The sequence below is a fragment of the Cellulomonas sp. P4_H12 genome (assembly GCF_056400905.1).
Window position 1 is genome coordinate 23,421 of the sequence record NZ_JBFUKJ010000004.1, and the last position, 12,625, is coordinate 36,045.

9 protein-coding genes are annotated in these 12,625 nt (G+C 73.9%); 5 read left to right on the plus strand and 4 right to left on the minus strand.

Annotated features, from left to right (window positions below):
* Nucleotides 1–159: 159 nt before the first annotated feature.
* Nucleotides 160–2,760: an aminopeptidase N gene (gene pepN / locus AC1DQC_RS03590; RefSeq protein ID WP_477049844.1), complete on the minus strand. Its 2,601-nt coding sequence runs from the start codon at nucleotides 2,758–2,760 to the stop codon at nucleotides 160–162.
* Between the two features lie 100 nt (nucleotides 2,761–2,860).
* Between pepN and AC1DQC_RS03595 the strand changes: the two genes are divergently transcribed.
* The 3 genes from AC1DQC_RS03595 to AC1DQC_RS03605 all read left to right on the plus strand — a co-directional run bounded on the left by AC1DQC_RS03595 (nucleotide 2,861) and on the right by AC1DQC_RS03605 (nucleotide 5,724).
* Nucleotides 2,861–4,402, plus strand: a complete 1,542-nt coding sequence (locus tag AC1DQC_RS03595; protein WP_477049845.1) for a phytoene desaturase family protein — start codon at nucleotides 2,861–2,863, stop codon at nucleotides 4,400–4,402.
* Nucleotides 4,403–4,462: 60 nt separating this feature from the next.
* Nucleotides 4,463–5,083, plus strand: coding sequence for a mycothiol-dependent nitroreductase Rv2466c family protein (locus AC1DQC_RS03600; protein ID WP_477049846.1), 621 nt, complete (start codon nucleotides 4,463–4,465; stop codon nucleotides 5,081–5,083).
* Nucleotides 5,084–5,193: 110 nt separating this feature from the next.
* On the plus strand, nucleotides 5,194–5,724 hold the full coding sequence (locus tag AC1DQC_RS03605) for a hypothetical protein (protein ID WP_477049847.1): 531 nt from the start codon (nucleotides 5,194–5,196) through the stop codon (nucleotides 5,722–5,724).
* A gap of 25 nt (nucleotides 5,725–5,749) precedes the next feature.
* Here AC1DQC_RS03605 and AC1DQC_RS03610 read toward each other — a convergent pair whose 3' ends face one another.
* Nucleotides 5,750–7,738: a M13 family metallopeptidase gene (locus tag AC1DQC_RS03610; protein WP_477049848.1), complete on the minus strand. Its 1,989-nt coding sequence runs from the start codon at nucleotides 7,736–7,738 to the stop codon at nucleotides 5,750–5,752.
* 91 nt (nucleotides 7,739–7,829) lie between these two features.
* On the opposite strand from AC1DQC_RS03610, the gene AC1DQC_RS03615 reads away from it, so the two are divergent.
* Complete coding sequence (locus AC1DQC_RS03615; protein WP_477049849.1) at nucleotides 7,830–8,279, plus strand: ribose-5-phosphate isomerase; 450 nt, start codon at nucleotides 7,830–7,832, stop codon at nucleotides 8,277–8,279.
* On the opposite strand, the gene AC1DQC_RS03620 is transcribed toward AC1DQC_RS03615, so the two are convergent.
* Nucleotides 8,280–9,548, minus strand: coding sequence for a GNAT family N-acetyltransferase (locus AC1DQC_RS03620; protein ID WP_477049850.1), 1,269 nt, complete (start codon nucleotides 9,546–9,548; stop codon nucleotides 8,280–8,282).
* Nucleotides 9,549–9,644: 96 nt separating this feature from the next.
* Here AC1DQC_RS03620 and AC1DQC_RS03625 point away from each other — a divergent pair, with 96 nt between their 5' ends.
* Entirely contained in the window at nucleotides 9,645–10,736 is a 1,092-nt protein-coding gene (locus tag AC1DQC_RS03625) for a PP2C family protein-serine/threonine phosphatase (protein WP_477049851.1), read from the plus strand.
* Between the two features lies 1 nt (nucleotide 10,737).
* Here the strand turns inward: AC1DQC_RS03625 and AC1DQC_RS03630 are convergent, their stop codons facing one another.
* Complete coding sequence (locus AC1DQC_RS03630; RefSeq protein WP_477049852.1) at nucleotides 10,738–12,588, minus strand: acyltransferase family protein; 1,851 nt, start codon at nucleotides 12,586–12,588, stop codon at nucleotides 10,738–10,740.
* Nucleotides 12,589–12,625: the final 37 nt, after the last annotated feature.

Below are 12,625 nucleotides of genomic sequence, written 5' to 3' on the forward strand. Positions count from 1 at the left end.
GGCCGTCAGCCGCCTCGCACGGCTCGCGGGAAGACTCCCTTCCGCTGGGCGAAACAAAGTCTTCCCGCGAGCGTCTGCGCGACGGGCCCACACCCCGCGGGGAGCGGGCCGGATGGCGCGACAGGCCCCGCGCCCCAGCGGGGCGCGGGCCCGTCGTGGTCAGGCGCGGCGGCGGTCCGCCTCCTGCGCGGCGAGCGCACGACGGACGCCGTCGCGGGACTCGAGCACGAGCCGGCGCAGGGCGGCGGGGGCGTCGGGGTGGGCGTCCAGCCACGCGTCGGTCGCGCCGAGCACGTCGACGGTCGCGTCGTCGGCAAGGTCGGTCGGGTAGAGCCCGACGACGATGTTCTGCGCCATCTCGCTGGTCTTGTCGGCCCAGACCTTCTCGAGGCCCGCGAAGTACGGCTCGACGAACGGCACGAGCAGCGCCCGGTCGTGCACGCGACCGAAGCCGGCGATCGTCGCGGCCTGCAGCGCGTTCGGCAGCCCGTCCTCGTCGACCACGGAGGCCCAGGCCGACGCCTTCGACTCGGGAGTCGGGACGGCGGCGCGGGCGGCGGCCGCGGCGCGCTGCCCGGTCGCGGTCGCGTCGTCGGCCAGCTGCGCGGCGATGTCGGGCTCGGCGGCACGGCCGCCCGCGACGAGCGACGTGAGCAGCTCCCAGCGCAGGTCCGTGTCGATCGACAGGCCGTCGAGGGTGGCCTTGCCGTCCAGCAGGTCGCGCACGGCGTCGAGCTGACCGGGCGTCGCGGMGCGGCCGGCGAAGGACTTCACCAGCTGCAGCTGCGTGTCCGAGCCGGCCTCCGCGGCCCGCGCGAGCTCGAGCAGGCGGTCGGCGGCGGCGACCTCGGTGGCGGACCGGTGCTCGGGCGCCACGTAGAGGTCGAGCGCGGTCGACAGCTGGCGCAGCAGCACCAGCACCACGGACGAGTCGGTCTCGTGCGCGATGTTGTTCAGCACGAGGTCGACGAAGTCGCGCGCGGGGGCCTCGCCGTCGCGCGTCGCGTCCCAGGCCGCGGTCCACACGAGGGTGCGGGGGAGCGAGTCGTCGAACGAGCCCAGCAGGTCGATCGACGCGGCGAGCGACCGGTCGTCCAGGCGGACCTTGGCGTACGCGAGGTCGTCGTCGTTGACCAGCACGAGCGCCGGGCGCGCCTGCCCGACGAGCGCGGGCACCTCGGTGCGCGGGCCGTCGATGTCGAGCTCGACGTGCAGGGTCCGCACCAGCCGGCCGGTGGTGGCGTCGACGTCGTACCCGCCGATGGCCAGGCGGTGGGGGCGCTGCACCGGGTACTCGGCGGGCACCTCCTGCAGGACCGCGAACGAGGTGATCGTGCCCGCGTCGTCGACGGTGATCTCCGGGCGCAGCAGGGTGACCCCGGCCTTCTCCAGCCAGAGGCCCGACCACGCCGACAGGTCGCGGCCGCTGGTGGCCTCGAGCTCCGTGAGGAAGTCGCGCAGCTCGGTGTTGCCCCACGCGTGCTTGGCGAAGTAGGCCCGCACACCCGCGAAGAACTCGTCCTGACCCACCCACGACACCAGCTGCTTGAGCACGCTCGCGCCCTTGGCGTACGTGATGCCGTCGAAGTTGACCTCGACGTCCTCGAGGTCGCGCATGTCGGCCACGATCGGGTGCGTCGAGGGCAGCTGGTCCTGGCGGTACGCCCAGTTCTTCTCCAGCGAGGAGAAGGTGGTCCACGCGCTGGTCCAGCGGGTGGCCTCGGCCGTCGCGAGCGTCGACATGTACTCCGCGAACGACTCGTTCAGCCACAGGTCGTCCCACCAGCGCATGGTCACCAGGTCGCCGAACCACATGTGCGCGAGCTCGTGCAGGATCGTGACCGCGCGCCGCTCGATCGTGGCCTCGGGGACCTTGGACCGGAAGACGTACGACTCCAGGAACGTCACCGCGCCCGCGTTCTCCATGGCACCGGCGTTGAACTCGGGCACGAAGAGCTGGTCGTACTTGGCGAACGGGTACGCGACCCCGAAGGCGCGCTCATAGAAGTCGAAGCCCGCGCGCGTGATGTCGACGATGTTGTCGGTGTCCAGGTGCTCGGCCAGCGACCCGCGGCAGTAGACGCCGAGCGGGATCGTGCGGCCGTCCTGGCTGGAGAGCTCGCGGTGCTCGGCGTGGTACGGCCCGGCGATGATCGCCGTGATGTACGACGCGATCCGAGGCGTGGTCTCGAAGGTCCAGGTCGCGGTGCCCTTGTCGAGGCCGCCGTTGCGGTTGACGCCGTCCTCGACGACCACGGGCATGCCGACCTGCGGGTAGTTGGACACGACGGTCCAGTGCGCGGGGGCGGTCACGGTGAACGTGAACGCCGCCTTGAGGTCGGGCTGCTCGAACACCGCGAACACGCGCCGCGAGTCGGCGACCTCGAACTGCGAGTACAGGTACACCTCGTCGTCCACCGGGTCGACGAAGCGGTGGAGGCCCTCGCCGGTGTTCATGTACGCGGCGTCGGCGACGACGAGGAGCTCGTTGCTCGCGGCGAGGTCGTCCAGCCGGATCCTCGAGTCCGCGACCACGTCGGCGACGTCCAGCGACCGGCCGTTGAGGACCACCTCGTGCACGGTCGGCGCGATGAGGTCGATGAAGGTGCTCGAGCCCGGCGTCGCCGCGAACCTCGCCACGGTGCGGGAGGCGAACGTCGTCGGTCCCGTCGTCAGGTCGAGGGCGACCTCGTACGACTCGGAGCGGACGACGGCGGCGCGCTCGCGCGCCTCGGCACGGGTGAGGTTCTCTCCAGGCACGCAGGTACTCCTTGGGACGCGATCGGCTGGCTCTTGGCCGGGTCGATCATCGCACCTGCGGGCCGTCGATCTCCTGCCGTGGCGGGCCTAGGGTCGACGCGTGCACGCGACCTACGACGCCGTCATCGTCGGCGGGGGCCACAACGGCCTGACCGCCGCGGCCTACCTGGCACGCGCGGGGCGGTCCGTGCTCGTGCTCGAGCGCGCCGACCACCTGGGTGGCGCGACGCAGTCGACGCAGGTGTTCCCGGGCGTCGACGCCCGCGTCTCGCGGTACTCCTACCTGGTCTCGCTGATGCCGCGGCAGGTCCGCGACGAGCTGGGCCTGCGGCTCGACCTGCGGCGGCGTCGTATCGCGTCCTACACCCCGTCCGGAGACCGCGGGCTGCTGGTCGACACGGCGGACGACCGGGCGACCGCCGAGTCCTTCACCGCCGTCGGGGCCGCCGGCGACCTCGACGCCTTCCGCGCGTTCGGCGCACGCACGGTCGCGCTCGCGGGACGGCTCTTCCCGACGATGACCGAGCCGCTCCTGTCGACCGCCGACGCCCGGCGCCTGCTCGGCCCGGACGACTGGCGCGACCTGGTCGAGCGGCCGGTCGGCGAGGTGGTCGACGCGACGTTCGGCTCCGACCTCGTCCGGGGCGTCGTCCTCACCGACGCGCTGATCGGGACGTTCGCGCGCCCGCACGACGCCGACGGGCGGGCGAACCGGTGCTTCCTGTACCACGTGATCGGCGGCGGGACGGGGGACTGGGACGTGCCGGTCGGGGGCATGGGGGCGGTCGCCGGCGCGCTCGAGGCCGCGGCCCGGGCGGCCGGCGCGGACATCAGGACGTCGGCGCAGGTGGTCGCGATCGACCCCGGAAGCGCGTCGACGCCGGCGGAGGTGGTGTGGACCGACGGCACAGAGCGCCGGGTGGGTGCCCGCCACGTGATGGCGGCCTGCGCGCCCGCGGTGCTCGACCGGCTGCTCGGGCGCGCGCCGTCCGGACCCGCGCCCGAGGGTGCGCAGCTGAAGGTGAACATGCTGCTCACGCGCCTGCCGCGCCTGCGCTCCGGCATCGACCCGCGCGTCGCCTTCGCCGGCACGCTGCACGTGCACGAGTCCGCGACCGAGCTCGAGGCCGCCTATCGCGAGGCGGCCGACGGCAGGATCCCGGCCACGCCCCCGGTGGAGACGTACTGCCACTCGCTCACCGACGACTCGATCCTGGGCCCGGGGCTGCGGGCGACGGGCCATCAGACGCTCACCGCCTTCGGCCTGCACATGCCCGCGCGGCTGTTCGTCGCGGACCCCGACGGTGCCCGTGCGGCGGCGCTCGCCGCGACGCTGCGCTCGATCGACAGCGTCCTGGCCGAGCCGTTGGCGGACTGCCTGGCGCGGGACGAGCACGGCGAGCCGTGCCTGGAGGTGCGCAGCCCCGTCGACCTCGAGGCGGACGTGGGCCTGCCCGCCGGCCACATCTTCCACCGGGACCTCGCCTGGCCGTGGGCCGAGGCCGACGACGAGGTCGGCCGGTGGGGCGTCGACACGCCCGACCTGCGCGTCCTGCTCGCGGGGGCGGGCGCCCGGCGCGGCGGCGGGGTCAGCGGCATCCCCGGCCGGGCGGCCGCGTTGCAGGTGCTGCAGCACCGCTGACGGGAATACGGCGCCGTCGCCGGATGGTTGCGCGAGGCACCCACACCTTCGGAGGACCTTGTGACGAGCACGCCCACCACCCGCCCCGTCGTCGACCTCTGGTTCGACCCCGCCTGCCCGTGGGCGTGGATGACCTCGCGCTGGATCGACGAGGTCAGCACCATGCGGGACATCGACGTCCGGTGGCACGTGATGAGCCTGTCGGTCCTCAACGAGAAGCGCGACGACCTGCCGCAGACGTACCGAGAGATGCTCGACGAGGGGTGGGGACCCGTGCGCGTGATCATCGCCGCGGCGCGCGACCACGGCGACCAGGTGATCAAGCCGCTGTACGACGCCATGGGCACGCGCCGGCACCCGGGCGGCCAGCGTGACTGGGCCGCGATCATCGCCGAGTCGCTCGCCGAGGTCGGGCTGCCGGCCGAGCTGGCCGACGTCGCCGGCACCGACGAGGTCGACGTGCTGCTGCGCGAGTCGCACGGCGAGGGGATCGGGCTCGTCGGCGAGGAGGTCGGCACGCCGGTCGTCGCCATCGACGGCGTCGGGTTCTTCGGACCGGTCGTCACGCCCGCGCCCCGCGGCGAGGACGCCGGGCGCCTGTTCGACGGGCTCGCGCTCATGACGAGCGTCCCCGGCTTCTACGAGCTCAAGCGCACCCGCACGGCCGGTCCGTCGTTCTGATCGCCTGACCAGGACGATTGGCCCGTCCGGTTCGTCCCGTGTGATCCTGGTCGCCGAGCCCGCCCGACCACCGGGCGGGCCGGTGTCCCCGCGGGGAGGATCGGAGCGGTATGACCTCGGCGCGCAACCTGCGGCTCTTCGTCATCGTCGACGTGGTGCTCGTCGTGCTCGCCGTGGTGCTGCTGCTCGTGTTCCTGAACAACGGCGGGAGCGGCGACGACGGCTCGGCCGGGCAGACGCCCGCGTCGTCGGCGTCCGCGGGCCCGTCCTCCAGCTCGTCGGCGACGTCCACCGAGCCCGTCTCGTTCGCGCTGCCCAGCGGCAACATCCAGTGCGCGATGTCGGTCGACGGCGTGACCTGCACCATCGCCAGCTACACGTACGCGCCGCCCGTCGTGGCCGGCTGCGCCGAGGTGACGGGGCACGTGCTGGTGCTCAACGGCTCAGGGGTCGCCTTCGACTGCGTGAGCGGACCGCCGCCGGCGGTCGCGGGCGACGACGTGCCTGTGCTCCAGTACGGCCAGTCCACGAGCGTGGGCGACTACACCTGCCGCAGCGCGACCGACGGCGTGCAGTGCGTGGACGGGTCGGGCGTCGGCTTCCAGCTGGCCCGGGCCGCCTGGTCCGAGCTGCCGGCGTAGGCGGCCCGGACCAGGCGTCGGGCGGTCACCAGATGCGCACGCGCTCCTGCGGCGGGAGGTAGAGCGCGTCGCCGGGCTGCACGTCGTAGGCCGCGTAGAACTCGTCGACGTTGCGCACGACGCCGTTGCAGCGGAACTCGTTGGGGGAGTGCGGGTCCATGGCGAGGCGGCGGACGATCTCCTCGTCGCGGCCCTTCGCCTGCCACACCTGTGCCCAGCCGAGCAGCACGCGCTGCACGCCGGTCAGCCCGTCGATCACGGGTGCCTCGTCGAGCGGTCGGCCCAGGGCGATCCGGTAGGCGCGCAGCGCGATGGACAGGCCGCCCAGGTCGCCGATGTTCTCGCCGATGGTCAGCTCGCCGTTGACGTGGTGCGAGCCGCCGAGCTGCACGGGGGAGAACTCCGAGTACTGGTCGATCAGCGCCTTGGTGCGTGTCTCGAACTCCGCGCGGTCGGCGGCCGTCCACCAGTCCTCGAGCCGGCCGTCGCCGTCGTACTTCGAGCCCTGGTCGTCGAACCCGTGGCCGATCTCGTGCCCGATCACGGCGCCGATGCCGCCGTAGTTGGCCGCGTCGTCGGCATCGGCGTCGAAGAACGGCGGCTGGAGGATCGCGGCCGGGAAGACGATCTCGTTCATGCCCGGGTTGTAGTACGCATTGACCGTCTGCGGCGTCATGAACCACTCGTCGCGGTCGATGGGCTTGCCGATCTTGTTCAGCTCGCGGTCCTGCTCGAACGCGTTGGCGCGGCGCACGTTGCCGACCAGGTCGTCGGCCGCGACCTCGAGCGTCCCGTAGTCGCGCCAGCGGGCGGGGTAGCCGATCTTCGGCGTGAACGCCTCGAGCTTGGCCAGCGCCTTGGCGCGCGTCTCCTCGCCCATCCAGTCCAGCTGCGAGATCGACTCGCGGTACGCGGCGACCAGGTGGGCGACGAGCTCCTCCATGCGCGACTTGTGCGCGGGCGGGAAGTGCCGCTCGACGTACACCTTGCCCACGGCCTCGCCCAGCACGCCCTGCACCAGCGACACGCCGCGCTTCCAGCGGTCCCGCAGCTCCTGCGCCCCGGTGAGCGTCCGGCCGTAGAAGTCGAAGTTCGCCTCGACCAGCTCGTCGGTCAGGTACGGCGCCCGGTCGGAGATCACGTGGTAGGCCGCCCAGGCCTGCCAGTCGGCCAGCGGCTCGCTCTGCCACAGCACAGCGAACGCCTCGGCGAACGACGGCTCGCGCACCACGAGGCGGTCGAACGACCCGGCGGGTGCCCCGAGCGCGAGGACCCACGAGCTCCAGTCGAAGCCCGGCGCCCGCTCGGCCAGCTCGGTGAGGCTCAGCGCGTTGTAGGTGAGGTCGGCGTCGCGGTCCTTGACCACGTCCCAGTGGCCCGCGGCGAGCTTGGTCTCGAGCGCGACGACGCGGCCCGCCAGGTCGTCGGCGGCCGCGTCGTCAGCGGCCACGCCGCCCAGGCGCAGCATGCGCGCGACGTGCGGCCGGTAGGCCGCGAGGACCTCGGCGTACTGCGCGTCGCGGTAGTACGCCTCGTCCGGCAGGCCCAGGCCGCCCTGCACCAGGTGCACGGCGTAGCGCGTCGGTTCCTTGGCGTCGTTGTCGACGTAGAAGCCGACGACGCCGCCCGCGCCGGTCCGCTGCAGCGCGCCCAGCGCGCCGGTCAGCTCCGCCTGCGTGGTCGCGGACTCGAGCAGGGCGAGGTCCGTGCGGAGCGGAGCCGTGCCCGCAGCGGCGACGGCGGCGGTGTCCATGAACGACGCGTAGACGGCGCCCACCTTGGCCTCGACGGGGTCGCTCGACGTCCCGGCCGCAACGGCAGAGCCGGCGTCGGCGATGATGTCCMGCACCTGCTCCTCGGCCCGGTCGTGCAGCGCGCGGAACGCGCCGTCCATCGCCCGGTCGGCGGGGATCACGTGCGACGCGATCCACCGGCCGTTCACGTACGAGTAGAGGTCGTCCTGAGGACGGACCGAGGGGTCGAGGGCGGTGAGGTCGATGCCACTGCGCGTCATGGCGACAGCCTAGGTACGGCGGCAAGCGTGCCGTCGTCTCTTATGCCGAGGGCGGACGACCGCGAGCCGCGACGTCCGGCAGGATGGGCCCATGCGCATCCACGTCGCCTCCGACCACGCCGGCTACGAGCTCAAGGTGGCACTGGTCGAGCACCTCGGCGCCGCCGGCCACGACGTGGTCGACCACGGGGCCCACGCGTACGACGCCCAGGACGACTACCCGCCCTTCTGCTTCGCCGCCGGCGAGGCCGTCGTCGCCGACCCGGGTTCGCTCGGCGTCGTCATCGGCGGGTCCGGCAACGGCGAGCAGATCGCCGCCAACAAGGTCACCGGGGTCCGCGCCGCGCTCGCCTGGAACCTGGTCACCGCCCAGCTCGGCCGGCAGCACAACGACGCCAACGTCGTCGCGATCGGGGCGCGTCAGCACTCCGTCGACGAGGCGATCGCGCTGGTGGACGCGTTCGTGGCCGAGCCGTTCAGCCACGACCCGCGCCACCAGCGCCGGATCGACCTCCTCGCGGACTACGAGGCTGCGCGCTAGCTACCAGACGTACGAGCAGAACGGCGCGACGGGCCACAGGAAGGCCGCCGCGGCGGACTGCACCGCGCCGGCGCGCTCCTCGACCACCAGGCCGGCCCTGGCCTGCGCCGCGAGCGACCGACCGCCGAGGTAGGCGGCACCGAGCTCGCGGACGTCGAGCCGCAGGTCGGCCGGCTCGTGCGTGCGCACGACCGTCGCCGTGAACGCGCCGTCCGCGTCCCGCTCGTCGGCGGTCAGGCGCCAGCGACCGGCGTTCGCGGGCAGCCGCGCGTCGGTCACCTCGAGGACCACGTCGACCGGCGCGGCGTACCGGCGGCCGGCGAGGGCGACCGGCAGGTCGAGGAGCCTGACCCAGAGGTTGTCGTTGACCTTGGGCACCACGGCCCTCGGGTCGACGAGCAGGTGCAGCAGCGCGTCGTCGACGGGCAGCATCGGCCCCTCGACGGTGGCGGTGAGGTCGAGGTCGAGCAGGAACGACCACAGGGCGTGCGTGGCGGCGGCGTCGAGCGCGACGGCCTCGCGGACCTTGACGGTGCCGGCCGGGCCGCCCTCCGCCCAGTTCTCCTTGCGCCGGAACAGCGCGTACGCGCGGACGTCGCCGGCCGGGTCGTGCACGGTGGCGATGCGCAGCGGCTCGCCCCCGTCCCGCCACGCCGGGGGGTCGACGACGGCGCGCGTGCGCCAGCCGTCCGTCCTGCGGGTGATCCAGCCCGGCCGGCCGGCTCCCGCCGCCCGATGGATCTCGGCGACCAGCGCGCTGTGCGCCGCGACGTCGGCCGTCGCGAACCGGACCGTCAGGTCGTCGGTGCCGGCTACGTCGCGCAGCGCGGCGCCCCGGGCGACCTTGACGCGGACGTCGTCGGCGGCCGAGCCGTAGCCGTACCGGCCGTAGATGGCGTGCTCGGCGGCGAACAGGGCCGAGACGGCTTCGCCGCGCGCGAGCGACCGGTCGAAGTGCGACTCGATCATGGCCGTGAGCAGGCCGCGACGGCGCTGGTCGGGCCGCGCGCCCACCCAGGTGAGACCGGAGCAGGCGATCGACCCGCCCGGCACCGGCATGTCGTGCTCGTACGAGGCGTGGACCGCCGCCAGGCTGCCGGCGGCGTCCTCGACCGCCTGCGCGCGATCCCAGGCGAAGGTGATCGGCACGAGGGCGTCGGTCTCGGGTGTCGAGTCGAACGCGAACGCGAGCCGGTCGACCTCGAGGAACTCGTCCTTGCGGCTCTCCGGCACGTCGACGAGGCGGTATCCGGCGGGAAGGGGACTCATGGCAGCCATCGTCCGTCATGACGGGCGGCAGCGGCACCCCAATTCCGGTGGCGGACGCGCCTGGGCGGCCCCGCGACCTGCGGATACGCTCGCCGGGTGCGGGGGAGAGCGTGGGCGCCGAGGCAGGGCGTCTTCACGCGCGCCTCGCTGGTGCTCCGCCGGTGGAGCGGGCGGTCGCAGGCGAGCCTCACGGCGGCTCTCGTCCTGTGCTGCGTGGCCGTCACGATCGGCATCGCCCAGCAGCCCGAGTGGGTGCCCCCGTCGGCGTTCCTGCTCCTCGAGCTGGTCGCCGCCTTCCTCCTGCGGCTGCGCACGCTCGTCGTGCTGGGGGTCGTCGTCCTCGCCTGCACCTGGGGCCTGTGGTGGTGGGGCGCGCCCTCGATGATCCCCGGCATCCTCGTGGTCATCACGCTGTCGGTGGTGGCCGTGGTGGCGTTCGCGCGGGAGCGGCAGCGGCTGGGGCTGCAGGGGGCGCCGGGCGACCTGATGCTGGTCGACCTGCGTGACCGGCTCGCCGCCCACGGACGCGTCCCGCCCCTCCCCTCGGGATGGCGAGTGGACAGCGAGATCCGCTCCGCGCACGCCGACGGCTTCTCGGGCGACTTCATGGTCGCGGGGGCCCGGCCCGGGGGCACCGCCCTCGAGATCGTGCTCGTCGACGTGTCCGGCAAGGGCCTGGACGCCGGCGTGCGCTCCCTGCAGCTGTCGGGGGCGTTCGGCGGCCTGCTGGGCGCGATGCCGCGCGAGCAGTTCCTGGCGGCGGCCAACCAGTACCTGCTCGACCAGGCGTGGGACGAAGGGTTCGCCACGGCGATCCACGTGGCCGCCGACCTGACGACGGGCGACTTCTGGGTGTCGTCCGCGGGACACCCGCCCGCGGTGCAGCTGCACGCCGGGTCCGGTCGCCTCGAGCTGCTCGACACCGTGGGCAGCCCGGCGCTCGGCGTCGTCGCGGGGGTCCGATGGCACGCCCGGGCCGGCCGTCTGGAGCACGGCGACGTGCTCCTGCTCTACACCGACGGGCTCATCGAGGCGCGCGGTGGCGATCTCGACCAGGGGATCGACCGGCTGATGGGGGTGGCCGACCGGGTGCTCGTGTCGGGCCGGGGCACCGCGGCGGCGGTGCTCGCCGGGGTGCGCAAGGGCGACGACGACGACCGTGCGGTCGTCCTGCTGCGCCGGGGCTGAGTCAGGGCTGGATCGCGGCCGCCAGCCAGTCGGCGTACCCCTCGCGGCCGCCGCCGGGCCGCAGGTGGATGTCGTCGCCGTAGAGCCAGTCACGGTGCTCGCCGGCCAGCGCGTTCCAGTCGAGCACGTGCGCGTTCGGGTACTCCGGGCCCACCCGGGCGAAGAGGTCGTTGTCGTAGGCGGCCCACGTGCGCGGGACGTGCACGTTCACCAGGTAGACCCGGCGGTCCCGGGTGAGCTCGAGCAGCTCGCGCAGCGTCGCCTCGTCGATGGGTCCGTTGGTCCCGCCGTGCACGACGACCGTGTGGCCGAGCGTGCCCGCCGCGAGCGCGGCGCGGACCTGGTCGACCATGGTGCCGAACTGGCGGGACTCGACGGCGTCGACCGCGATGCCCCGGGCGGTGAGCTCGGCAGCGGCGCCGAGCATCACGGAGTCGCCGAAGCCGGAGGCCCCGCCGATCTGCTCCGGCGGGGGAGGCGGTGGCGCGGCCACGACCGTGGGCGTGGGCGTGGGAGTCGGGGTGGAGCTCGCCGTCGGCGTCGTGGTGTGCGTCGGTGACGGCCGCAGCGCGGTCACGGTCGGCTGGGCTCCGGGCGCCCAGGCGTCCGCGTCGGTCGTCGTGCTCGGTACCTGGGCCAGGGCGGCGGTGGCGACACCGCCGACGACGACCAGCCCGACCGTCGCGGCGACCACGCGCAGCAGGGTCCGCGGTCGGTCGCCGGCGGGTCGGCGCAGAGCCGCGAGCGCGCGACCGAGCGTCCCGTCGCGCACGGGCAGCTCGACGCAGCGGTACGACAGCTCGGCGATGCCGAGCACGGCCACCAGGCGCAGCGGGGTCGCGAGCCACGGCGAGGCCTCGAGGTCGACGCCGGGGCGGGTCAGCATGAGCACGGGCCAGTGCCACAGGTAGATCCCGTAGGAGCGCTCGCCCAGCCACCGCCACGGCTGCCGCCCGAGCGCGCGGCCCAGGAGACCCGCGGGGTCGGCGACCGCCGCGATCAGCACGGCGGCGAGCACGGAGAACGCGAGGAAGCCTCCGCGGTAGAGCACGGCGCTGAACTCGTCGACCCACACGAACGCGGCGAGGACCCCGAGCAGGGCGAGCACGCCGAGCACGTCCGTCACGCCGGCCTCGAAGCGGCGGACCGAGTCACCGCGCTCCCGCCACCAGGAACCCGTGCGCTGCCAGGTGCGCCACGGCGTCCAGACCGTGGCCATGGCCGCACCGACCAGCAGGCCCATCGAGTGCGTGTCCGTGCCGAAGTACACGCGGCTCGGGTCGTTCGGCACCGGTGCGGAGCCCCGGACGGCCAGGACCGCCATCGCCGCCGTGGACAGCAGCGCGAGCACGGCCGCGACCTGGCCCACGCGGGCGCGACCGGCGCGCAGCGCCAGCAGCACCACGAGCGGGAAGACCAGGTAGAACTGCTCCTCGATCGCGAGCGACCACAGGTGCTGCAGCAGGGGTGGTCGGCTCACCATCTCGAAGTACGACCGCTGCGCGAGCACCTGCCACCAGTTCGACACGTACCCCGCCGCGGCGGCGATGTCGCCCCGCAGCTCGCCCGCCTCGCTCGGCATGGCGACGGCGACGCCGGCCATCGCGAGCAGCAGCAGCGCCAGCGCGGGGAGCAGGCGCCGGGCTCGACGGGCGTAGAAGCGCCGGAACGAGAAGCGCCCGGTGCCCTCGACCTCGTCGAGCACGAGCGTGGTGATGAGGTAGCCGGACAGGACGAAGAACACGTCCACCCCGAGGAACCCGCCGCGCATCCACGGCGCCCCGAGGTGGTAGACCACCACGCCCGCGACCGCCAGTGCCCGGATCCCGTCGAGCCCGCGCAGACGGGGCATCCGTCCGGGCGTCGACGGGAGGGCTGCCGCGGGCGCA

Excerpts from the sequence above, each read along its gene's own strand:
- AC1DQC_RS03605 (WP_477049847.1), top strand. The coding sequence starts at position 5,194 with ATGACCTCGGCGCGCAACCTGCGGCTCTTCGTCATCGTCGACGTGGTG.
- AC1DQC_RS03620 (WP_477049850.1), bottom strand. The coding sequence starts at position 9,548 with ATGAGTCCCCTTCCCGCCGGATACCGCCTCGTCGACGTGCCGGAGAGC.
- AC1DQC_RS03630 (WP_477049852.1), bottom strand. The coding sequence starts at position 12,588 with ATGCCCCGTCTGCGCGGGCTCGACGGGATCCGGGCACTGGCGGTCGCG.
- AC1DQC_RS03615 (WP_477049849.1), top strand. The coding sequence starts at position 7,830 with ATGCGCATCCACGTCGCCTCCGACCACGCCGGCTACGAGCTCAAGGTG.